General features: G+C 73.6%; 17 protein-coding genes. 10 read left to right on the top strand and 7 right to left on the bottom strand.

Going from position 1 to position 21,381, the window contains the following annotated elements; genetic code table 11:
- Positions 1 to 232: 232 nt before the first annotated feature.
- The 4 genes from EDM22_RS09790 (at position 233) to EDM22_RS09775 (ending at position 7,071) form a co-directional block, all read left to right on the top strand.
- Positions 233 to 856: a hypothetical protein gene (locus EDM22_RS09790; protein ID WP_122936869.1), complete on the top strand. Its 624-nt coding sequence runs from the start codon at positions 233 to 235 to the stop codon at positions 854 to 856.
- Positions 853 to 1,641 (top strand): PspA/IM30 family protein, encoded by a 789-nt coding sequence (locus EDM22_RS09785; RefSeq protein ID WP_212591931.1) that lies wholly within the window; start codon positions 853 to 855, stop codon positions 1,639 to 1,641. The genes EDM22_RS09790 and EDM22_RS09785 overlap by 4 nt, the downstream gene beginning before the upstream one ends.
- A gap of 142 nt (positions 1,642 to 1,783) precedes the next feature.
- Positions 1,784 to 5,740: a Pls/PosA family non-ribosomal peptide synthetase gene (locus tag EDM22_RS09780; protein WP_122936868.1), complete on the top strand. Its 3,957-nt coding sequence runs from the start codon at positions 1,784 to 1,786 to the stop codon at positions 5,738 to 5,740.
- On the top strand, positions 5,740 to 7,071 hold the full coding sequence (locus tag EDM22_RS09775; RefSeq protein WP_122936867.1) for a M1 family metallopeptidase: 1,332 nt from the start codon (positions 5,740 to 5,742) through the stop codon (positions 7,069 to 7,071). The genes EDM22_RS09780 and EDM22_RS09775 overlap by 1 nt, the downstream gene beginning before the upstream one ends.
- A gap of 22 nt (positions 7,072 to 7,093) precedes the next feature.
- On the opposite strand, the gene EDM22_RS09770 is transcribed toward EDM22_RS09775, so the two are convergent.
- Together EDM22_RS09770 and EDM22_RS09765 are read right to left on the bottom strand one after the other, a co-directional pair.
- Positions 7,094 to 7,801 carry a 4'-phosphopantetheinyl transferase family protein gene (locus EDM22_RS09770; RefSeq protein WP_122936866.1) on the bottom strand — a complete coding sequence of 236 codons (708 nt, stop codon included), beginning with the start codon at positions 7,799 to 7,801 and terminating at the stop codon, positions 7,094 to 7,096.
- Positions 7,802 to 7,810: 9 nt separating this feature from the next.
- Positions 7,811 to 8,317 carry a heme-binding protein gene (locus EDM22_RS09765; protein WP_122936865.1) on the bottom strand — a complete coding sequence of 169 codons (507 nt, stop codon included), beginning with the start codon at positions 8,315 to 8,317 and terminating at the stop codon, positions 7,811 to 7,813.
- Positions 8,318 to 8,486: 169 nt separating this feature from the next.
- Between EDM22_RS09765 and EDM22_RS09760 the strand changes: the two genes are divergently transcribed.
- A complete protein-coding gene (locus EDM22_RS09760) occupies positions 8,487 to 9,443 on the top strand; it encodes an alpha/beta fold hydrolase (protein ID WP_122936864.1) in 957 nt (318 codons plus the stop codon).
- A gap of 252 nt (positions 9,444 to 9,695) precedes the next feature.
- Positions 9,696 to 10,043, top strand: coding sequence for a DUF7882 family protein (locus EDM22_RS09755; RefSeq protein ID WP_122936880.1), 348 nt, complete (start codon positions 9,696 to 9,698; stop codon positions 10,041 to 10,043).
- On the opposite strand, the gene EDM22_RS09750 is transcribed toward EDM22_RS09755, so the two are convergent.
- Positions 10,033 to 10,974: a helix-turn-helix domain-containing protein gene (locus tag EDM22_RS09750; RefSeq protein WP_122936863.1), complete on the bottom strand. Its 942-nt coding sequence runs from the start codon at positions 10,972 to 10,974 to the stop codon at positions 10,033 to 10,035. The two genes, EDM22_RS09755 and EDM22_RS09750, sit on opposite strands and share 11 nt — an antisense overlap.
- A 101-nt stretch (positions 10,975 to 11,075) precedes the next feature.
- Positions 11,076 to 12,650, bottom strand: coding sequence for a molybdopterin-dependent oxidoreductase (locus tag EDM22_RS09745; RefSeq protein ID WP_122936862.1), 1,575 nt, complete (start codon positions 12,648 to 12,650; stop codon positions 11,076 to 11,078).
- Between the two features lie 234 nt (positions 12,651 to 12,884).
- Here EDM22_RS09745 and EDM22_RS09740 point away from each other — a divergent pair, with 234 nt between their 5' ends.
- The gene (locus EDM22_RS09740) at positions 12,885 to 14,315 is read left to right on the top strand and encodes an MFS transporter (RefSeq protein WP_122936861.1); all 1,431 of its coding nucleotides are present in this window, start codon (positions 12,885 to 12,887) and stop codon (positions 14,313 to 14,315) included.
- Between the two features lie 137 nt (positions 14,316 to 14,452).
- Positions 14,453 to 15,418 (top strand): LacI family DNA-binding transcriptional regulator, encoded by a 966-nt coding sequence (locus EDM22_RS09735; protein WP_122936860.1) that lies wholly within the window; start codon positions 14,453 to 14,455, stop codon positions 15,416 to 15,418.
- A 117-nt stretch (positions 15,419 to 15,535) separates the two neighbouring features.
- Here EDM22_RS09735 and EDM22_RS09730 read toward each other — a convergent pair whose 3' ends face one another.
- The 3 genes from EDM22_RS09730 to EDM22_RS09720 all read right to left on the bottom strand — a co-directional run bounded on the left by EDM22_RS09730 (position 15,536) and on the right by EDM22_RS09720 (position 19,453).
- Positions 15,536 to 17,431 carry a pectate lyase family protein gene (locus tag EDM22_RS09730; RefSeq protein ID WP_122936879.1) on the bottom strand — a complete coding sequence of 632 codons (1,896 nt, stop codon included), beginning with the start codon at positions 17,429 to 17,431 and terminating at the stop codon, positions 15,536 to 15,538.
- Between the two features lie 160 nt (positions 17,432 to 17,591).
- Positions 17,592 to 18,272 carry a DUF2510 domain-containing protein gene (locus EDM22_RS09725; RefSeq protein ID WP_170964079.1) on the bottom strand — a complete coding sequence of 227 codons (681 nt, stop codon included), beginning with the start codon at positions 18,270 to 18,272 and terminating at the stop codon, positions 17,592 to 17,594.
- A gap of 137 nt (positions 18,273 to 18,409) precedes the next feature.
- Positions 18,410 to 19,453: a zinc-dependent alcohol dehydrogenase family protein gene (locus EDM22_RS09720; RefSeq protein WP_122936858.1), complete on the bottom strand. Its 1,044-nt coding sequence runs from the start codon at positions 19,451 to 19,453 to the stop codon at positions 18,410 to 18,412.
- A gap of 194 nt (positions 19,454 to 19,647) precedes the next feature.
- Here EDM22_RS09720 and EDM22_RS09715 point away from each other — a divergent pair, with 194 nt between their 5' ends.
- On the top strand, positions 19,648 to 20,631 hold the full coding sequence (locus tag EDM22_RS09715) for an EamA family transporter (RefSeq protein WP_122936857.1): 984 nt from the start codon (positions 19,648 to 19,650) through the stop codon (positions 20,629 to 20,631).
- A gap of 10 nt (positions 20,632 to 20,641) precedes the next feature.
- Positions 20,642 to 21,340: an alpha/beta fold hydrolase gene (locus EDM22_RS09710; protein ID WP_122936878.1), complete on the top strand. Its 699-nt coding sequence runs from the start codon at positions 20,642 to 20,644 to the stop codon at positions 21,338 to 21,340.
- Positions 21,341 to 21,381 lie beyond the last annotated feature (41 nt).

Genomic DNA, 21,381 nt, shown 5'->3' with positions numbered 1-21,381 from the left:
CGCCCCCTCACGGTCGGGCGAGAGCGGGCGTACATTTGCGTTATATCGCGTTTCGAGGCGACGGCTCAGCGACGGCGCTGCTGGATGGAGGCGGACACATGGACCCGATTTTCGAACGTCGGCGCGTCTCAGGCGGCGGGCGCATGCGCGCCAGTCGCGCAGTCCTCGACGCCGCATCGGTGTCCATCACCACAGCCAGCAGTTCCGCCATGACACCGCGGGGGTGGTGAGCATGGACGTCCTCCTCTGGATCCTGGTCAGCCTGCTCGTCATCGTCGCCGTCTCGGTCACGACGGTCGTCCTGCTCGTGCGGTGGGTGGTGCGACGCATCCGCCGCAACCGCAACCTCGCGGGCGCGATGCTGCGAACCCGGGCCCGGTTCGCCTCCGGTCCCCAGCGCAAGGTCCTCGCGCTCCGCGTGCGCCTCGGGGAGGCGCTCGACAGCGGGCAGGCCGCTGTCGACCTCACCGCCCAGTCCAACGGCGCGCGCGGCGAGCTTCCCCGGCTCTTCCGCCGCATCCGCGAAGAGGGCACCGCCCTCGACCTGCAGCTGCGGCTCATGGAGAGCGAGACGGACGCCACCGTCCTCGCCGACGAGCTTCCCGCGGCCGGCCACCGCGTCGACCAGGTCGTCGGGCTCGTGCGCCGGCTTCGCGCGGCCGTCGCCTCCGGGCTCACGGCACCCACCGACGACACGCTCACCGCGCTGCACGCGGACGTCGACCGCGAGGTCGCCGCGCTGCACGCGGGAGTGCTCGAGCTGCAACGACTCAACCGAGGCGACGACCGATTCGCGCCGACCCCGCCGTCGACGACGGCGGCATCCATCGTTCGAGACAAGGGGACCCGATCATGAGCAACAGCAACTCCTCCCGGATGCGCACCATCTTCCGGAGCAAGACCTCGAAGGCCCTCGACAAGATGGAGGACCCCCGGGAGACGCTCGACGACAGCTACGAGCAGCAGCTGAAGCTGCTGCAGCAGGTGCGCCAAGCGCTCTCCGAGGTCGCGACCGCGAAGAAGCGGATCGACCTGCAGGGGCAGGAGTTGGGCGCCCGCTACCAGCGGCTGGCCGGCCAGGCCCACGAGGCGCTCGGCCACGGTCGCGAGGACCTCGCGCGCGCCGCACTCGAGCGCCGCTCCCTGATCGAGCGCCAGGTCGCGGCCCTGCAGCAGCAGTACACGGCGCTGCAGAACCAGACGGCGCAGCTGGAGACGCGCGAGCGCCAGCTCGCCGAGCAGGTCGCCGCGTTCCGCATCGAGAAGGAGACGATCAAGGCGACGTACACGGCGTCCGAGGCGCAGGTGCGCGCCAACGAGGCCGTCGCCGGCATCGGCTCGACGATGAACGACATCGGCACCAGCCTCGACCGCGCGCGCGACCGCGTCGCCCAGATGCAGGCCCGTGCCGCCGCGACCGACGAGCTGCTCTCCAGCGGCGCGCTGCAGGATCTCACCGCCGCCCCCGACGCCGACATCGAACGCCAGCTGTCGGCGCTCAGCGCGCAGTCGGAGGTCGACCGCCAGCTCGAGGCGATGAAGCAGGCGGATGCCGCAGCCGGCCGCCGCGGCTCCGACGATCAGGATGGCGGGGCCGATGAGTGGTTGAGCATCGGCCGGGGGCCGAACCCCTCGCAGTAGGCACCGGCGACCCAAGGGTTCTCCGACGCGCAACGTCCGGCTCCCCGTGCCGGTCGCGAGCGCGGGCTACGCTCGCCTCGAGGCCCGGCGCGGCGCATCCGGTGGCGCGCCATGAGCCGCAGCGGCTGCTTGGAGTGACCGGATGGATCCGACCCACGGGGTGTTCGACCGGTCGGCGCTTGCCCCGCCGCCGCGCACGCTCCTCGACATCCTGCGGCAGACCGCCGCGGAGCATCCGGATTCGTCGGCGATCGAGGACCCCTCGGGCGGGCTGAGCTACCGGGAGCTCATGGCGGCCGTCGTGCGGTCGGCAGCCCGTCTCTCGGCCGCCGGCGTGCGCCCGGGCGATCGCGTCGGTGTGCGGATGCCGTCGGGCTCGCGCCAGCTCTACGTCGCGATCCTCGGCATCATGGCGGCCGGCGCGGCGTACGTTCCCGTGGACGCCGACGACCCGCAGGAGCGGGCGGACCTCGTCTTCGGCGAGGCCGACGTCGTCGGCGTGGTGGGCGGCAGCGGCGAGTTCGTCGGGCGCACCGAGCACCCGGCGCCGACGCGCACGGTCGCCCTCTTCGACGGCGAGCCCGCCCACCCGAGCACCCACGCCTCGCCGATCGTCACCTCGCCCGACATCGGGCACGACGCGTGGATCATCTTCACGTCGGGCTCGACGGGCACCCCCAAGGGCGTCGCGGTCACGCACCGCTCGGCGGCGGCCTTCGTCGACGCGGAGGCCCGCCTGTTCCTGCAAGGCGCGCCGCTCGGCCCCGGCGACCGCGTGCTCGCCGGCCTGTCGGTGGCGTTCGACGCCTCCTGCGAGGAGATGTGGCTCGCGTGGCGCCACGGCGCCTGCCTCGTGCCGGCCCCGCGTTCGCTCGTGCGGTCGGGCATGGACCTCGGTCCGTGGCTCATCACCCACGGCATCACCGTCGTCTCGACCGTGCCGACGCTCGCCGCGCTCTGGCCGGGCGAGTCCCTCGAGAACGTGCGCCTGCTCATCTTCGGCGGCGAGGCCTGCCCGCCCGAGCTCGCGGAGCGGCTCGCCTCGCCCGACCGCGAGGTGTGGAACACCTACGGGCCCACCGAGGCGACCGTCGTCGCGTGCGCCGCCCTGCTCGACGGCTCGGCTCCCGTGCGCATCGGCCTGCCCCTCGACGGGTGGGACCTCGCCGTCGTCGACGGCGCCGGCGACCCCGTGGCGCACGGCGAGGTGGGCGAGCTCATCATCGGCGGCGTCGGCCTCGCCCGGTACCTCGACCCGGCGAAGGACGCCGAGAAGTACGCGCCCCTGCCGTCACTGCAGTGGGACCGCGCGTACCGCAGCGGCGACCTCGTGCTGCTCGACCCGGCGGGCCTCGTCTTCCAGGGCCGGGCCGACGACCAGGTGAAGGTGGGCGGCCGACGCATCGAGCTCGGCGAGGTCGAGGCGGCGCTCCAAGCGCTTCCCGGCGTCACGGGGGCGGCCGCGGCCGTGCGCCGGACGGAGGCCGGCAACCAGGTGCTCGTCGGGTACCTCTCGGTCGCCGACCGGGCGGGCTTCGACACCGCGGCTGCCCGGGCGCGACTCGTCGAGGAGCTGCCGGCGGCGATCGTGCCGGTCCTCGCCGTCGTCGACGAACTGCCCACCCGCACCTCGGGCAAGGTCGACCGTGCGGCACTGCCGTGGCCACTGGCATCCGCCGCACCGATCGTCGACGAGGGCGGCACGACAGCCGCCTGGCTCGCCGAGCAGTGGCAGGCGGTGCTCGGGTTGCCGGCGTCGGGGCCGGACGCGAGCTTCTTCGACCTCGGCGGCGGCTCGCTCGCCGCGGCGCAGCTCGTGAGCCGCATCCGGGTCCGCGATCCCGAGTTCACGGTCGCCGACATCTACGACTACCCGCGCCTCGCCGCGATGGCAGCCGAGCTCGACGCCCGGGTCGGCACGACGGCGGCCGATCACGACGCCGCCGAGTTCAGCCGGGCGGCCCCCACTCCCCGCTCGACGCAGTGGCTGCAGACGCTCGCGGGCGTGCCGCTCTTCATCCTGAGCGGAGTCCGCTGGCTGCTCTACCTGCTCACGGCCACCCAGGTCCTCTCCTGGTTCGGCGACGTGTTCGCGTTCCTCCCCGTCATCCCGCTCTGGCTGCTCGTCATCGGCCTCCTCGTGTTCGTGACCCCGTTCGGGCGGATGGCCATCGCCGTCGCCGGCGCGCGGATGCTGCTCGCCGGCGTCGAGCCCGGCGACCACCCGCGCGGCGGCTCCGTGCACATGCGCATGTGGCTCGCCGACCAGATCGCCCACCAGATCGGCGCCGTGGGACTCGCCGGGGCGCCGTGGGTGAGCTACTACGCCCGCGCGCTCGGCGCGACGATCGGCCGCGACGTCGACCTGCACACGCTGCCGCCGGTCACGGGGATGCTCACCATCGGCGAGGGCGCCGCAGTCGAACCCGAGGTCGACCTCGCCGGCTACTGGATCGACGGCGACGTCGTGCGGATCGGACGCATGCGCATCGGGGCGCACAGCACGGTGGGCGCTCGCAGCACGCTCCTGCCCGGAGCCCGCATCGGCAAGTACGCCGAGATCGGCCCGGGATCCGCCGTGTTCGGCCGAGTGCCGTCGGGGCAGTACTGGGCGGGCTCCCCTGCCGAGCGGGTCGGGGCCGCGTCGCCGCGTCGCGACCGCGTGCAGCCGCCGCGCCGCACCCGCTGGGTGTGGGCGTACGCCGCGGCATCCCTCGGCCTCGGCCTGCTGCCGATCGTCGCCTTCGGAGCGGGCGGCGCCCTCATCGCGCTCGGGATGCGGGGCGCCGCCGACCTCGGCGAGGCGGCGCTGCGTGCAGCGGCGTGGCTCGTGCCCGCCACCCTGCTCGCCGGCGTCGTGTTCGCGGGCAGCGTCGTCGTGCTCGTGCGCCTGCTCGCGATCGGCCTCCGCGAAGGACGCCACCCGGTTCGCAGCCGGATCGGCTGGCAGGCGTGGACGACCGAACGGCTGCTCGACGCGTCGCGCACCCTGCTCTTCCCGCTCTACTCGAGTCTCTTCACGCCGATCTGGCTGCGGATGCTGGGAGCGAAGGTCGGCCGCGACGTCGAGGCGTCGACGGTGCTGCTGATCCCGTCGATGACCACGATCGACGACCACGCGTTCCTCGCCGACGACACCATGGTCGCCTCGTACGAGCTGCAGGACGGGTGGATGGTCATCGGACCGGCGCGGATCGGCAAGCGGGCGTTCCTGGGCAACTCGGGGATGGCCGCCCCGTGGCACCGCGTGGCGCGGGACGCCCTCGTCGCGGTGCTCTCGGCGGCGCCCGTGAAGTCCAAGCCGGGGTCGTCGTGGCTCGGGTCGCCGCCGATGCGCCTGCGCCGGGCGAACGTCGCCGGCGACCAGTCCCGCACGTACCGGCCGACCCCGGGCCTGCGCGTCGCCCGCGGGCTGTGGGAGCTCTGCCGCATCCTGCCCGTCATCGTCACCTGCGGGATCGGGCTCGCCGTGTTCTTCACGTTCGCGGCGCTGTTGTCGTGGGTGGGACCGATCGCCACGATCCTGCTCAGCGGCGTCGTCATGCTCCTGGCCGGCGCGGTCGCCGCCGCCGTCACGTCGCTCGCCAAGTGGGTCTTCGTGGGCCGCATCCGCGTCGCCGAGCACCCGCTGTGGTCGAGCTTCGTGTGGCGCACCGAGGTGTCGGACACCTTCACCGAGATGGTCGCGGCGCCGTGGTTCGCGCAGTCGGCGGCCGGCACCCCGGCGCTCGCCCTGTGGCTGCGCACGCTCGGCGCCTCGATCGGGCGGGGCGTGTGGTGCGACAGCTACTGGCTGCCCGAGGCCGATCTCGTGCGCCTCGGCGACGGGTCCACCGTGAATCGCGGATGCGTCGTGCAGACGCACCTCTTCCATGATCGAATCATGAGCATGGATGTCGTCACCCTCGAAGCCGGGGCCACGCTCGGGCCGCACAGCGTCATCCTGCCGGCCGCGCGCATCGGCGCCCACGCCACCGTCGGACCCGCGTCGCTCGTGATGCGCGGCGAGGAGGTGCCCGTGGGCAGCAGGTGGAGCGGCAACCCGATCGGGCCGTGGCGGGTCGTGTCCACCGCGGACTACCACGTGCGGGTCCGTTGATGCCGACGACCGGCCTCGGCGCGGAGAGCGCGGGCGACCCCTACCTCCCCGCGAGCGGCAACGGCGGCTACCGCACGCGCTCGTACGACCTCGACCTGCGGTACCGCATCGCCACGAACCGCCTCACGGCGACGGCGACGATCGCGGCCACGGCGACCGCGCCGCTCGCCCGCTTCAGCCTCGACCTGCTCGGGCTCCGTGTCTCACGGGTGCTCGTGGGCGGGCGCCGGGCCGCCTTCCGGCAGACCGCCACGAAGCTCCGCGTCACTCCCGAGGCGCCGCTCGCGGAGGGCGACGCCTTCGAGGTCGTCGTCGACTACGCGGGGGCGCCGCAGCCGCGCCGCACCCGTTGGGGGAAGCTCGGCTGGGAGGAGCTCGACGACGGACTCCTCGTGGCCTCGCAGCCGTCGGGCGCGCCCACGTGGTTCCCCTGCAACGACACGCCCGGCGACAAGGCCGCGTACCGCATCCGCGTCGAGACGGATGCCGCGTATCGGGTGGTCTGCAATGGGCGACTGGCGCGCCACCACGCGGCCGGCGGGCGCGGCCACTGGCTCTACGAGCAGCCGGAACCCACCTCCACCTACCTCGTCACCGTGCAGATCGGCCGGTACGCCTCGCTCGACCTCTCACCCGCCGACGTGCCCACGACGGTCTCCTTCCCCCGCCGCATCGAGCGCGAGGTCCGCGCCGACTTCGGCGACGTGCCGCGCATGATCGCGGTCTTCGAGCGCGCGTTCGGGCCCTACCCGATGGCCTCCTACGCGATCGTCGTGACCGACGACGAGCTCGAGATCCCCCTCGAGGCCCAGGGACTGGCGGTGTTCGGCTCGAACCACGCCGACGGGCGCGGCGGATCGGAGCGGCTCGTCGCCCACGAGCTCGCGCACCAGTGGTTCGGCAACAGCGTCGGCATCGGGGCGTGGCGCGACATCTGGCTGAACGAGGGCTTCGCCTGCTACGCGGAGTGGATCTGGTCGGAGGCATCCGGGTCGGTGAGCGCCGACGCCCTCGCGCACCAGTTCCGCGTCGCGCTCTCGCACCTGCCCGCCGACCTCGTCATCGGCGACCCCGGCCCGGCTCGCATGTTCGACGACCGCGTCTACAAGCGCGGCGCGCTCACGCTGCACGCGCTGCGGCTCACGATCGGCGACACCCCGTTCTTCGACCTGCTGCACGACTGGACGACGCGGCACCGGCACGGCACCGCGTCGACGGCGCAGTTCGTCGAGCTCGCCGAGGCGCGCACCGGGATGTCGTTGCATCCGCTCTTCGACGCCTGGCTGCACGCGAAGGCGCTCCCGGCCCTGCCGCACGCCGGGCCCCGCTGACGTCACTGCGGCGGCGCCGGCGTCACCGCTCGGTGCGCGCGACGGCGACGCTGAGGATCGCGCCGGTTCCGTTGCTCCGGCGGGCGCCGCCGCCGAGACCGCCGAGGCGCCCGGTGCCGCCGATGCGGCGATCGACGAGGTCGTAGCGCACGGGCTCGTCGCCGACGGATGCCACGAGCCGGCCGCGCACGCGGTGCACCGACACCAGCCGTGGCTCGACGCGCAGTCCGCGTCCGTCCGCCTTGAGCACGGCCTCGGCGCGCGTCCAGCGGCGGAGCGGCGAGACGCCGCCCGCATCCGGCCACCGAGTGGGCGGCAGGAGTGCGTCGATGGCGGCACGCCGCTCGCGACCCGGCCATGCCCGCTCCACATCGACTCCGAGGGCGGTGCCGAGCTCCGCGGGGAGCACGGCGGCGACCACGAGGCCCGACGTGGACGACAGGCTCGCATGCGGCGCGCGGCCGCCCACGCCCTCGATGGTCGGCCGCCCGTGCGGCCCCCCGCAGCGAGGGCACTCCGCCCGCACCCGCACGGCGTCGATCGGAACGCCGCACAGCTCCGCCGCCGCCTGCCGGAGGAGGAGCCGTCCGAGCAGGAACCGGTCACGCCGCTCCGGCAACGGGATCGCCTCCCAGCGCCTCCGCTCGTCGGTCGTGAGCAGCCGCAGCGCGGGCTCGCGCCAACGGCCGGTCGGCGTCGGCCGGGCCCACCGGAGCCGCACGCCCGTCACGCGCGCGGGTCACCGACCGTCGTCGCCCGCGGCATCCGCCCCCGCGACCTCGTCGAGGTACGCGCGCATGCCGTCGACGACCAGGCGATGATCATCGTCGGAGGCGAGGCCCGAGACGGTCACGGCGGCCACGACGCCGACACCCGCGACCCGCACGGGCACCGACCCGCCCGCGACGGCGTACTCGGGGAACGGGAGCCAGCCCCGCGTCGGGTCCATCCCGCGGGCGGCCAGCCGCTCGGCGACGAGCGCGGTGCTCGCGTCCATGCGGAACACGACGGCGGACTTCCCGCGGACCCATTCCTCCTGGTCGGGGGCCGATCCGGCGAGCGCTGCCCGGAACAGCACGAGACCGGGCCGGCGGATGTCGATGACCACCGGGTGCTCGGCCTCGAGCGCGGTCTCGGTGATGCGGCAGCCCAGGCGCCAGGCGTCGGCGTGATCGAACGCGGGGAAGACGAGCTCGTGCTGCTCGGCCTCGAGCTCGGCGAGGCGTTCCGGGTCGTGGTTCGGCATCGGTCTCATCTCCCGCGAGCGCTGTGGTGTCCCGATCCTACGTCCGGTCGGGCAGGTCCCGAGGGGTGGAGCGGACGGCGCGCGATGGGTCGGAGGACCCTTGACTTCGCCTCGAGGCTCTGCGACCGTCCCAAGCGTCGGGAATCGCCCTGACGGATGGGAGTCGACGATGCCCCCGAGCACCAGCCAGTCGAGCGGATCGAGCAGACCGACCGGGTCGAGCGGATCGTCCGAGTCGAACGAGACCCGCCGTCGGCACCGCCACCAGCCGCGGCATCCGGCCTCGAGCCTCGCCGAACGCTGGACGACCGTCGACGGCATCGACGTCTTCTACCGCGAATCGCCCGTGCCGCCGCCCGGCGCCCCCGTGATGATGCACCTGCACGGCTTCGGGCTGTCGGGCCGGTACCTCCTGCCGACGGCGGAGCTGCTGGCCGACGAGTTCCACACGTTCGTCCCCGACCTCCCCGGGTTCGGGCGGAGCGGCAAGGCGGTGAACACCCTCGACGTGCCCGACCTGGCGCACGCCGCCGCGAGGTTCCTCGACGACCGCGGGGTCGAGAAGGCCACGCTCGTGGGCAACTCGATGGGCTGCCCGGTCATCCTGGAGTTCGCGCACCACCACGCCGACCGCCTCGACCGCGCGGTGCTCGTCTCGCCCGCGGGCGGCAAGTACAACCAGCCGCTGCGTCGGGCGATCGGGCAGCTCGCTCGCGACGGCCGCCGCGAGCCGCCCAAGATGGTCACCGTGGCGACACCGGACTACCTGCGCTTCGGCGTGCCCAGCACCGTGCGGATGTTCCGGGCGCTGACGCAGTACCCGTCGCTCGAACGGCTGCTCGCCCTGAACATCCCGACGCTCGTGGTGCTGGGCGACCGGGACCCGCTGATGCCGAGCCCCGAACGCGTGCAGGAGATCGCGCGCATGACCGACAACCACCTGCTCGTCGTCAAGATCGAGGGAGCGGCGCACGCCATCAACTTCAGTCACCCGGGCGAGCTCGCCCACCTGATCCGCCTGTTCATGGCCGACCAGCCGATCGTCGACGACCCCGATTCGCCGGGCCACGCCCGCCTGTACGAGATCCACCGGGGCACGCATCATCCGCCGGTCAGGCAACGGTAGACGTCGACGCGACCCAGGCGATGCCCGCCGCGACCCGCTGGGGGGCGAACGCGTGCCCCGGGTCGGCACCTCGCACTATCCGCGAACGGAACACCTCGCGGCATCCGTGCGCGCCGAACGCCCCTCGGCCGTAGCGTGGGAACTGCGGCCGAGGCCGCGCGACGGAGCCAGGGGGGAACTTCGCCGCGCGGCCTCGATGCCGTGATCACGTTCACTGGATCGACCACGACGGTCGACGCATTCGGAGGCGCGATGGGAACCCTCATCTACAACGGTCGTACCTCGATCCCCCTCGACGACCGCACCCTCGCCCACCTGCAGGTGGTCGTCATCAGCAAGCTGCGTCGACGCGAGAGCTTCGCGTTCACGGCGACGGTCGACGGACGCCAGATCGTCGCGTGGATGGGACCGTCGGTGGCGCTCGAGTTCGTCTACTCGGGCAGCCGGCACCCGATCCTCAACCGCGACTGGCTCGAGTTGCTCGCCCAGGCCGCCGCATCGACCGAGGGGCTCTTCATCGTGCCGGAGCCGCGCGAGCAGTCGGCTCCGGCCGCCCCGCCAGCGCCCGCCCGCCGCCGCCGCGAACCCATCAGCGCCTGAGCGTCTCCGAGGGCTTCTCGCCGAACGTGCGGCCGTAGGTCTCGGCGAACCTCGACAGGTGCACGAAGCCCCAGCGCCGGGCGACCGTCGACACCGCGACCCCGGGCTCCGAGAATCGCAGCTCGTCGCGCGCCCCCTCGAGGCGGATGCCGCGCAGGACGTCCGAGGGCGGGGAGCCGAGCTCGGCCACGAACGCGGCGTGCAGGCCGCGCGTCGTGATGTGCACGGCATCCGCGACGTGCTGCACGGTGATCGGCTCCGCCGCGTGGGCCCGCATGAACTCGAGGGCGACGCGCACGACCCGCGAGCGGGCGCCGACCGGCGCCCGTCTGCCTGCCGCGTCGACCCAGTCGGGCCGGAATGCGGCGAGGTACGCCATCGCGAGCCGGTGGAATGCGGCCTGCTCGACGATCGGCTCGGCGAACGCCTCGGGCGCGCTCCACATCGCGCCGCGCACGCGGTGCACCGCGACCTCCCAGGAGCGGCCGAGTGCGGCGCTGACGGGTGCGAGCCCGATGTCCTCGAGCCGCGCGCCCGCGTCGCCCGTCGCCGATCGCGCGACCTCTGCGACGCGGGAACGATCGAGCATCGTCGCACGGGCTGCGACGGTGTCCCACTTCGCGGAGAGTCCCTCCGCGGCCTGCAGGTACGGCAGGCGAGGATCGACCATGGTCCGGCCGTGCCAGAGCTCGAACCCGCGGCCCTTCGCGGAGATGACGACGAGGTCGTCGGAGCCGGCGACGGTCGCCGCCGGCGCCGCGAAGGCGTACTCGATGATGGTGAAGCTCGGCGCCACGTCGAAGCCCAGCCGCACCCGGAACGCCGCAGGATCGACCCGTCCGAACGAGAGCCGGGGAACCATGGGGCCGAACGCACGCCGGGCCACCTCGGGATCGTCCGTGGTGAGGGATGAGCGATCGAGACCTGGCATGACGTTCCTTACGGCCCGCGCGGACGGCACGGGGCGCGAGATCTGCACAGTGTAAGCAGATGGCCCGTCGCGGCCGGAATCGCGAACAGGGGCTTGACGGATCAGCGCACGCGAAGCAGGGTGCGCTGCCAGCCGGTGGACCCGTCGGGCGCGATCGGCGCGCGCTCCTCCGCCTGCAGCCGCCCGTCGCGGTCGGTCGCACGCACAGCGACGTAGTGCGTGCCGGGCGTCGCGTCCCAGTCGACGACCCACTGCACCCAGGTCGCGCCGTTGATGGGAGTCGAGAGCCGAGCGGCCCGCCACTCGCCGTCGTCGAGCTGCACCTCGACGCGCTCCACGCCCACGGGCTGCGCCCACGCGACGCCCGCGATCTTGGTCGGGCCGGCCGGGATCGCCCGATCGAGGCGCGGGGTGTCGATGCGGCTCGACAGCTTGATCGGGGCGGTCGCGCTGTAGCCGCGCGGGGTCCAGTACCCCTCGTCGGCGGCGAACGTGGTGACCCTCAGTGCGGTGAGCCACTTCGTCGCCGAGACGTAGCCGTAGAGCCCGGGCACCACCATGCGCACCGGGAACCCGTGCTCGAGCGGCAGCGGCTCGCCGTTCATGCCCACGGCGAGGATCGCGTCGAGCCCGTCGTCGGTGAGCGACGCGAGCGGCGTGCTCGCGGTGAAGCCGTCGACGCTCCGCGAGAGCACCATGTCGGCGCCCGCCTGCGGGCCGGCTCGCCGCAGCACCTCGCGCACCGGGATGCCGAGCCACCTCGCCGTGCCGAGGAGTTCGCCCCCGACCTCGTTCGACACGCACGTGAGCGTGACCGAGTACTCGTCGAGGCCCATGCCCACGAGGTCGTCGAACGTGAGCTCGGCGGGTCGATCGACCATGCCGTCGATCGTGAGGCGCCAGCTCGCGGGGTCGATCTCCGGCACGGTGAGCGCCGTGTCGACGCGATAGAAGTCGGCGTTCGGGGTGTACAGCGGCGAGAGGCCGGGGATGTCGAGCTCCGCCCCCTCGGGAATCGCCACCGTCGTGCGGGGCGCGGGCAGCTTCACGGCGTCCCGGATCGCGGCGATCGACGACCCCGCCGCGGCGACGATGCGGGAACCCACCCCCACGAGCAGGGCGGATGCCGCGGCCACGCCGGCGAACCGGAGGAAGCCCCGCCGACCGAGCCCGGCCGCCGCGGCATCCGCCCCCTGCGCGCCGTCGCGCCAGCGCCGGAGCCGCCGCACGAGCAACGTCAGCGCCACGATGCCCGCCGCAGTGCCCACGACGGGCGGCACGAACGCGAGGGGCGTCGCGGCCGCGCGGGTCACGATCGCCGCGACGGAGAGCGCGCCCGCGACACCGAGGGCCACGGACCCGAGCGGAGGACGCACGAGCTGCAGCACGCCGGCGACCGCCGACGCGACGAGCACTGCCAGACCGAGCCCCGCGAGGAGCGCGACCTTGTCGAGCTCGCCGAAGGTCGCGATCGCGAACTCCTTGACGGGCTGCGGCACGATGTCGATCACGAACGAGCCCACGGCGAGGATCGGACTCCCGTCGCGTGCGACGAGCAGCGCGGCCAGCTCCGCAGCGGCGAGGAACACCCCCGCGCTCACGACACCCGCCAGGGCCGCCCACGCCCACCATCGGAACCGCTTCTGGCTCGGCACGACGTTCGTCATCGCCTCCATGGGGCGCCTCCGCATCCGCGGGCCTGCGAGTCGCCCGTCGATGGGGGTTCGGCGCCGTGGGCCGCGCGGATTGGCGCGACGTGACGCGACGCGCCGCGCTGCGGCGCGCTCCGAGTGGGGCAGCCGACCGCGTCATCCGGTGGATCAGCGCAATCGGGAACAACCTTGCGGCTCGGTCGGTTGACTGCTATATCTATACCCCCTAGGGGTATTTACACGGAATGGAGTCCCCATATGGAATCGACCTCCGCCCGGCCGGCATCCCGTCGCTGGCTCGGGCTCGCACTCATCGCGGCGGCGCAGTTCGTCGTCATCATGGACACCTCGATCATCGGGGTGGCCCTGCCCGACATCCAGGCCGACCTCGGCTTCACGCCGGAGTCGCTCTCGTGGGTGTTCAACGCGTACGTGGTCGCGTTCGGCGGCCTCCTGCTCCTCGGCGGCCGGCTCTCCGACCTGTGGGGCGCTCGCCGGGTCTTCGTCGGCGGTTGGGCGCTGCTCCTGGCCGGCTCCGTGCTCGCTGGAGCGGCCGGAACGGTCGGCGTCGAGATCGCGGGCCGCGCCGTCCAAGGCGCGGGTGCGGCCCTCATCGCCCCCGCGGCGCTGACCCTGCTCATGACGCTCTTCGGCGGCACGCCGGAGCTCCCCCGGGCCTTCGCGGTCTACGGCGCCGCCGCACCGATCGGCGGCACCGCAGGCGTGTTCCTCGGCGGAGTGCTCACCGAGTACGCCAGCTGGCCGTGGGTCTTCTACATCACGGTGCCCATCGCGGCCGTCGTCATCGCACTCACTCCGCTCGCACTCCCCCGCGTCTCCGGTGGTCGCGGCCGGGTCGACGTCGCGGGCGCCCTCACGGGCACGCTCGGCCTGGCGAGCCTCGTCTACGGCATCGTGCGTGCGCCCGAGGTGGGCTGGGCGAGCGCCGAGACGCTCGTCGCGCTCGCCGTCGGCGGCCTCCTGCTCGTGGCGTTCTTCGCGATCCAGGCCCGCCGGCGCGACCCCCTGCTGCGGTTGGGCATCTTCCGGGCGCCCCAGCTCGGCGCCGCGAACCTCGCCCAGCTCCTCCTCGGCGCCGCCTGGGTACCGATGTGGTTCTTCCTGAACCTCTACCTGCAGCAGGTGCTCGGCGCCGGGGCGTTCGCCTCGGGAGCCGCCCTGCTGCCGATGACGACCCTCATCGTCGTCGGGATGGTCGCCGTGGCACCCCGACTGCAGGCCCGCTTCGGCGCCAAGCCGCTCATCGTGACCGGCTTCGCGCTGCTCGCGGCCGGCCTCGGCTGGCTCGCGCTCGTGCGCCCCGACGGCTCGTACGTGCTCGACGTGCTCCCGGCGTCGCTCGTCGCGGCGGCGGGCATGGCGCTCGCGTTCGTGCCGAGCCTCGGCACCGCGATCGGCGCGGCGCCCATGGCCGAGACGGGCGTGGCCGCCGGGCTCGTCAACACGAGCTACCAGATCGGCTCCGCGGTCGGCCTCGCCGCGTTGACGGCCGTCGCCGCCGGCGTCACGGCGAGCGGCACGGATGTCGCGGTGCTCACGGACGGCTACTCGGCCGCGTTCCTCGGGGCCGCCGTGATCGCGGTCCTCGGCCTCGTGGCCGCCGCCGCATTCCTGCGGACGAACCGCGCCGCGCAGCCGGAGGCCGCGCGCGAGACCGTCGACGCCTGACCGACCGCGTCGCCGGCCACGGCGCCCGCGCGAACCCCTGCGGGTTCGCGCGGGCGCTCGTTCGTGTGCCCCATGGCCGGGCACTGCGGGTGCGCCCTGCGGCTAAGGTGCACTCGACGGAAGTTTCAGGAGGGCGCGTGGCGGGAGTGACGAGCGCGGATGTCGCGCGCGAGAGCGGGGTGTCGCGCACGACGGTCAGCTACGTGCTCAACGGCACGCCCAACACGTCGATCTCCGACGCGACGCGACGTCGCGTGCTCGAGACCGCGGCGAGGCTGGGGTACGCCCCGTCGGCCGCCGCCCGCACCCTGCGGAGCGGACGCAGCGATCTCGTGCTGTGCGTGCTGCCCGACTGGCCGGTCGGGCCCGTCGTCGAGACCATGCTCGACCACCTCGCCGACGAGCTCGCCGGGCGGGGCCTGTCGGTGCTCGTGCACCACGTGCGCGGCGAGCGACCGCTCACCGAGCTGTGGCGAACCGTCACCCCGCGCACCGTGGTCGGACTCACGCCGTTCGCGCCCGACGAGGTGCAGGCGATGCGCCGGGCCGGCATCCAGGTGGTCGACACGGATGCCGGTGACCCCGACGTCGAGGACCCGCAACCGCGCATCGGGCGGATCCAGGCGGAACGGCTCGTCGCGGGCGGCCGCACCCGCATCGGCTACGCGACCACGTCCGACCGGCGCGTCGCCGAGTTCGCCGACGCGCGTCTCGCCGGCGTCCGCGCGGCGTGCGCCGAACTGGGGCTCGCCGACCCCCTCGTGATCGCGGTCGACGTGGATGCCGCGTCGGGCACGGCCGCCGTCGACGCATGGCGCGCCGCGGGCGTCGGCGGCGTCGCCGCATACAACGACGAGGTCGCGTTCGCCGTGCTCGCGGGGGCGCGGATCGCCGGCCTCGCCGTGCCGGAAGACCTCGCGGTCATCGGGGTCGACGACGTCCCGCTCGCCGCCCTCGCCTCGCCGCCGCTCACGACCGTCACGCAGTCGATCGACCGGGAGGCCGAGCATCTCGCGGCACGCGTGCTCGCGGCGCTCGACGGCGTGGAACCGCCGCCGCATCCGCACGATGCGCCGAAGCTCGTGCCTCGCGAGTCGGCCTGATCACCGGGGGCGCGACGACGCGGCATCCGTCGTCGCATCGCCCGCCGCGCGCGCGAAGCGGGGTGGCGGCCCACGCCGCCACCCCGCCGTCCGCTCACGGGAGCGGCCGCCGTCCGCTCAGGGGAGCGGGTAGTGCGTCAGGTACCTCGGCAGGCCGATGACCGTCGTATCGGCTGCGTCGCCGATGCCGTTCACGATGTGCGAGATCGTGCCGGCGCTGAGGTTCACGGTCATGATGTGCTCGAGCGAGATGCCCGCGCCGTCGGGCGCCTCGAACCCGTTCTCGGTCACGATCGACGGATTGTTCTGGTTGAACACGTAGACGCCGCCGCCGTACAGGTGGTGCTCGGCGACGCCATCGGCGACGAGGTAGCCCGGGTAGCCGAGCGTGCCGTCGGGGCGCGTCCAGTCGGCCTGGGTGGGCGGGTCGTAGGGCAGCTCGTTCTGGTACAGCACCGTGGTGCCCCGCTCGCCGTTCCAGATGGTGTTGTACTGCTGGAAGTGCTCGACGAACAGGCCCGTCGCAGTCACGTCATCTCCGTTCACCACGACGCCGGTGCGCCCGATGTTGGTGTTCCAGCGGTCGGTGTCGCCGTTCACGCCCTGCGTGAAGCCCTCGATGCCGTGGTCGGCCCGCCACACCCAGGTGTGGTCGATGAGCACGTGGTCGCTGTTCACGACGAGCGCCGTGTCGGCCTTGCCGACGTGCGGGCCGCCGACTCGGAAGTACACGTCGGAGAGGGTGATCGGGTCGGCCGGATCGACCTTCGCCGCCTGCCCTGCGCCCGGCTTGCCGACCTGCATCAGTACGGGCGACTCGACCGTGCCGGCGTCGATGGTGACGCCCGCGACGACGATGCCCGGCGCGTCGGCGACCTTGATCGGCACCGCACCGCCGACGGCGGTGAGCGTCGCGTGGCCCATGCCGAGCACGACGGTGCCGGCGCGCTTCAGCTGGATGCTGCTGTCGACGTCGTACACGCCCGGGGTGAGCAGGAGGTGCTTGCCGCGCTGCAGCGCCGAGTTGATCGTGCCGATCGCGTCGCCCGGGTGGGCGATGTAGAAGTCGGTGATCGGGATGGTGCGACCGGGGGTCTCGCCGTCGGCCCAGCTGATGCCGCGCGTCCCCTCGTGCGCCGAGGGCACCCGCACGGCGTAGCGTCCGTCAGCGTCGACGAACAGGTACGGCTTCTCGCGGCTCACCGGCGTCTCGTCGAGCGTCGTGTAGGGCGGGTTCGGGAACGCCGCGTCATCCGGTGCGCCCTCGACGCCCGAGAACACCTGGTTCCAGACACCGTTCGACCAGCCGGCCACGTCGCTGTTGCGCGTCAGCCACTGCTGCTGCGAGCCGTTGATCGTGAACGGCAGGCGCGAGTCGGCGATGAAGCCGCCGCTCGCGTACTGCGGCCCCGCGGTGCAGTAGTCCATGAGCGAGAGGTTGGCGCCCGAGATGTCGAGGCGGCGCATCGACACCGCCTGCGACACGGCCCAGAAGTTGGCCGAGGCGCGGCATCCGTCCTGGCCGGCGCCGTTGATCTCGAGCTTCAGGTTCGAGATCGTGCGCCAGAAGTTGTTGAGCGCGATGCAGTTGGTCGTGCCGCCGCCGTCGAGGCACCGGTTGTACACCTCGATCTTGCCGGTGATGTCGACGCCGTCGGGCGACGCGCCGAGTCCGGCGAGCTCGGTGTAGTAGCCGACCTTCGCCTGCAGCGGCTGCTCGGCCGAGCCGTAGGCGCCGGGCAGGAACAGCACGCTCTGCCGCGCGGAGCCCATCTCGGCGTCGGTCTGGGCCGCGGCGAGCCCGTCGAGCAGGGCCTGCACGTCACCGACGGGCATCGCCGGATCGACGACGGTGACATTGGGCCCGAAGTCGGGCGCGAACGGATCGACCTGCTGCGTCGTGAGGGCCTGTGCCGGGCCCGCGGCGCTCGCCACGGCGATCACGGCCGCCACGGCGGCCAGGGCGGGTGCCGATCGGCGCAGCGTGCGCCTCGGCTTGGTGGGGGTGCTCATGGTCGTGTCCTCCTCGTCGAGGGCCGGCGCGCTCGTTCCGGGCGAGGGGGCCCGCACGAGCGCGCGCAGTGACTCGTGTCACTACGGCGTAGCGCCCACCTTAGGCAACGCCGTCGCATCGCACAAGGGCGAGTCGACGAGCGGATGCCGCGGCCGCGCCCTAGGCGGACGGATACATCGAGATCGTGTCGTTCACCACGGTCACGACCACCGAGACGACCCACACGATCGAGCCGACGAACAACGCGACGGTGAGCGCGATCGCGGCCCACATGGGCGCCGATCCGCGCCCTGCCTGGCGCTTCACCACGACCGATCGCCCGATCACGTAGACGAGCGAATTCAGGAACGCCCACGCCCAATGGAACTGCCGCTGGTATCCGAGCCTGCGCAGCGCGACCACGTCGAGGTGGGCGAACCACGCCGACAGGCCGTAGGCCACCCAACCGAGCCCGATCGCGCTGAGGTAGGCCGGGTCGGTGTAGAGGGCCAGCTGCGCCATCGGGTCGTTCGGTTCGTTCATCGACCGCAGGAGGTACCCCTCGAAGTCCCAGAACAGGAGGGGCACGAGCGAGAGGAACGGCAGCACCACGATGAGCCAGATCCAGGCCGTGTCGACCGGCGTGCCCTCGGGGACGCGCGGCCTCGCCACCTCACCGTACGGCGCGTACGGCTGCACCGCGTACTGCTGCGCCGCGTACTGCTGTTGATGCTGCGGCGCCGGCGGCGGAGCCAGCGGCGAGGCGTACTCGGTCCACTGCGTCCCATCCCACCAGCGCTGGCCGCCGGTGCCGTCGGGTGCGGGGTACCAGCCGGCGGGCGCGACGTGGGGGTTGCTCATCCGTTCCTCCTGTGGGGTCGAGGCCATGCTAGAGCTCCCCGCCCGCCCGCCACCCGTCGCGTCACCGCGTCACCGCGTCACCGCGTCACCGCGTCGGCGCGTCGGGTGATGGCGGGCCGCCCCGCCGCGCATGCCGGCTACAGCTCCACGACGGTCATGCCCGAACCCGCGCCGCCCGCGTGGCCCATCGACGCGAGCGCGCCCGGCACCTCGTCGAGGGCGATCGTGCGCCCCACGAGCTCGATGGGGCGGAACGCCCCCGACGCGACCGCACCGAGCATCGACGGGTACTCGTGCGCCGCCATGCCGTGACTGCCGAGGATCTCGAGCTCGCCCGCGATCACCGCATCCATGGGCATGGGCGCGGTCGCGTTCTCGGCGAGCATGAGGCCGATCTGCACGTGACGCCCGCGCTTCCTGAGGCTCCGCACCGAGGCGAACGAGGTCTCGGGGCTGCCGAAGGCGTCGACGGAGAGGTCGACGCCGCCGCCGCTCGCCTGCCGCACGCGCTCCGCCGCGCCGTCGCCGCCGCGGACGGGGACCGCCCCGAGCAGGGTGGCCGCCTGGAGCGCGCCGTCCGACACGTCGACGCCGTAGACGGTCACGCCCGCCGCGACGGCGATCATGATCGCCGAGAGGCCGACGCCGCCGCATCCGTGCACCGCGATCTGCTCACCTGGATGGAGCCGGCCACGGGTCACCACGGCGCGGTACGCGGTGGCGAAGCGGCATCCGAGCGATGCGGCCTCGACGAAGCCGAGGGCGTCGGGCAGCCGGATGAGGTTGAGCGCGGCCTCGTCGACCACGACGTACTCGGCGAAGGAGCCCCAGTGCGTGAAACCGGGCTGCGACTGCGCGTCGCAGACCTGCTCGTTGCCCGAGCGGCACTCGGGGCAGCGGCCGCACGCGCAGATGAAGGGAGCGGTCACGCGGTCGCCGATCGCCCAGCCGGCCGACTCGGGCACCTCGGTGCCGAGTTCGGCGATCTCGCCCGCGAACTCGTGCCCCGGCACGTGCGGCAGGGCGATGGTGCCGTCGTGGCCCATCCAGCCGTGCCAGTCGCTGCGGCAGAGCCCCGTGGCGCGCACGCGGATGACGGCGCCGCGCGGCGGGCAGGCCGGGGCGTCGACCTCGACGACGCGTGGCTCGTCACCGAAGCTGCGGTACATGATGGCGCGCACAGGTCCTCCTCGGGGGTGTCCACCGCGTCGCCCTCAGGGAGGATCCGCGTGCGCCGGCCGCGCCCCCCGGCGTGTCACATGACGGATGCCGCGGCGACGCGACATCCGGAATCCTATCCGTCGCGCGACCCCGCGCCGCGCCGCACCGTCGGCGGCGAACTGTCGGCCGCGACAGGATTGTGTAACAATATGGGATGCGTTCCGTGTTCGCCGTGCTGCTCGCCGCCGTGTGCTTCGGCACCACCGGCACGGCGCAGGCGCTCGGCCCCGATGCCGACCCGGCGTCGGTGGGCTTCGCACGCATCCTCATCGGCGGGGGCGCCCTCGGGCTCGTGGCGCTCGCCCTCCACTTCGCCGGGCGCCCGGGCGACGCGACCGGGACATCCGTCGCCCGCGCGCCCGGCGATGCCCTCGATGTGGGCGGGCGCGGTCTCCGCGCACCCGCGTGGCTGCTCGTGGCGGTCGGCGCCACGGGCGTGCTCGCCTACCAGCCCGCCTTCTTCGCGGGGACGGCGGCCAACGGCGTCGCCGTCGGCACGGTCGTGGCGCTCGGGTCCGCCCCCGTGCTCACGGGCGCGCTCGACTGGACGCTCCACCGGCGCTTCCCCGGCGCCCGCTGGCTGGTCGCGACCGTCATCGCGACCGCGGGGGTCGCGATCCTCGCCCTCGCCTCCGACGGCGGCGGCGGCGCCCCCCTCGAGCCGCTCGGGCTCGCGGCCTCCGTCGGCGCCGGCGCCTCGTATGCGGTGTACACGCTCGCGGGCAAGGCCCTCATCGACCGGCGCTGGTCGTCGACGAACAGCATGGGCGCCATGTTCGGCGTCGCGGGAGCGGTGAGCGTTCCCCTGCTGCTCACGACCGACACGGGCTGGCTCGCGACGCCCTCGGGCCTCGCGATGGCGCTGTGGCTCGGCCTCGTCACGACCACCCTCGCCTACGTGCTCTTCGGAATCGGGCTGCGCACCCTCGCTCCCGCCACCGTGTCGACCCTCACGCTCGCCGAGCCGCTCACCGCGGGCATCCTCGGCGTCGCGGTGCTCGGCGAGACCCTGCCGCCCGGCGCCGTGGCGGGGCTGCTGGTGCTCGCGGCCGGCATCGCCGTGCTCGCGGCGGGCGGGGCGCGGATGCCGCGGCGCACCCTGTCCGCGACCGCGGCGGATGTCGGCGGCGCGGCGTAGCGTCGCCGCCATGGACGTCATCCTCATCCCCGGATTCTGGCTCGACGCGAGCTCCTGGCAGGCGGTCACCCCCGCGCTCGATCAGGCCGGACACCGGCCGCATCCCGTCACCCTCCCCGGCCTCGAGTCGGTCGACGCCGACCGCACGGGCATCGGCCTCGCCGACCACGTCGATGCGGTCGTCCGGCAGGTCGAGGCCCTCCCGGGTCCCGTCGCGCTCGTCGGGCACTCCGGCGGCGGCGCGATCGCCCAGGGCGTGGCCGACCGCCTGCCCGAGCGCATCGCGCGGGTCGTGTTCGTCGACGCCGGCCCGGTCGCCGACGGCGACTGCGTCAACGACGAACTCCCCGTCGTCGGCGACGAGATCCCCCTGCCCGACTGGTCGGTCTTCGAAGACGCCGACCTCACCGACCTCGACGACGAGCTGCGGTCGCGGTTCCGCGAGCGGGCCGTGCCCGAGCCGGCGCGCGTCGCGAGCGATCCGCTCCGACTCTCGAACGACCGACGTCACGACGTGCCGGTCACGATCATCGCGTGCGAGTTCCCATCGTCGCTGATCGGCGAGTGGCTCGCCGCCGGCAAGCCGTGGGTGCGCGAGCTCGCCCAGGCGAAGCACGTCGACTACCTCGATCTGCCCACGGGGCATTGGCCCCAGTTCACGCGGCCCGCCGAGCTCGGGCGGGCGCTCGTCGAGGCCCTGGCGCGCTGATCACGGGGAGGCGACGCGCCGGTGCAGCGCGCCCGGGGCTC

Source organism: Agromyces tardus (assembly GCF_003710805.1).
Classification (GTDB): Bacteria; Actinomycetota; Actinomycetes; order Actinomycetales; family Microbacteriaceae; genus Agromyces; species Agromyces tardus.
Note: the sequence above shows the minus strand (reverse complement) of the source record. Positions and strands in the feature narration are given on the sequence as shown.

Bases quoted from the DNA above. Each gene is read 5' to 3' on its own strand.
- EDM22_RS09790 (WP_122936869.1), top strand. From the start codon at position 233: ATGGACGTCCTCCTCTGGATCCTGGTCAGCCTGCTCGTCATCGTCGCC.
- EDM22_RS09785 (WP_212591931.1), top strand. From the start codon at position 853: ATGAGCAACAGCAACTCCTCCCGGATGCGCACCATCTTCCGGAGCAAG.
- EDM22_RS09780 (WP_122936868.1), top strand. From the start codon at position 1,784: ATGGATCCGACCCACGGGGTGTTCGACCGGTCGGCGCTTGCCCCGCCG.
- EDM22_RS09775 (WP_122936867.1), top strand. From the start codon at position 5,740: ATGCCGACGACCGGCCTCGGCGCGGAGAGCGCGGGCGACCCCTACCTC.
- EDM22_RS09765 (WP_122936865.1), bottom strand. From the start codon at position 8,317: ATGCCGAACCACGACCCGGAACGCCTCGCCGAGCTCGAGGCCGAGCAG.
- EDM22_RS09760 (WP_122936864.1), top strand. From the start codon at position 8,487: ATGCCCCCGAGCACCAGCCAGTCGAGCGGATCGAGCAGACCGACCGGG.
- EDM22_RS09755 (WP_122936880.1), top strand. From the start codon at position 9,696: ATGGGAACCCTCATCTACAACGGTCGTACCTCGATCCCCCTCGACGAC.
- EDM22_RS09750 (WP_122936863.1), bottom strand. From the start codon at position 10,974: ATGCCAGGTCTCGATCGCTCATCCCTCACCACGGACGATCCCGAGGTG.
- EDM22_RS09745 (WP_122936862.1), bottom strand. From the start codon at position 12,650: ATGGAGGCGATGACGAACGTCGTGCCGAGCCAGAAGCGGTTCCGATGG.
- EDM22_RS09740 (WP_122936861.1), top strand. From the start codon at position 12,885: ATGGAATCGACCTCCGCCCGGCCGGCATCCCGTCGCTGGCTCGGGCTC.
- EDM22_RS09730 (WP_122936879.1), bottom strand. From the start codon at position 17,431: ATGAGCACCCCCACCAAGCCGAGGCGCACGCTGCGCCGATCGGCACCC.
- EDM22_RS09725 (WP_170964079.1), bottom strand. From the start codon at position 18,272: ATGAGCAACCCCCACGTCGCGCCCGCCGGCTGGTACCCCGCACCCGAC.
- EDM22_RS09715 (WP_122936857.1), top strand. From the start codon at position 19,648: ATGCGTTCCGTGTTCGCCGTGCTGCTCGCCGCCGTGTGCTTCGGCACC.
- EDM22_RS09710 (WP_122936878.1), top strand. From the start codon at position 20,642: ATGGACGTCATCCTCATCCCCGGATTCTGGCTCGACGCGAGCTCCTGG.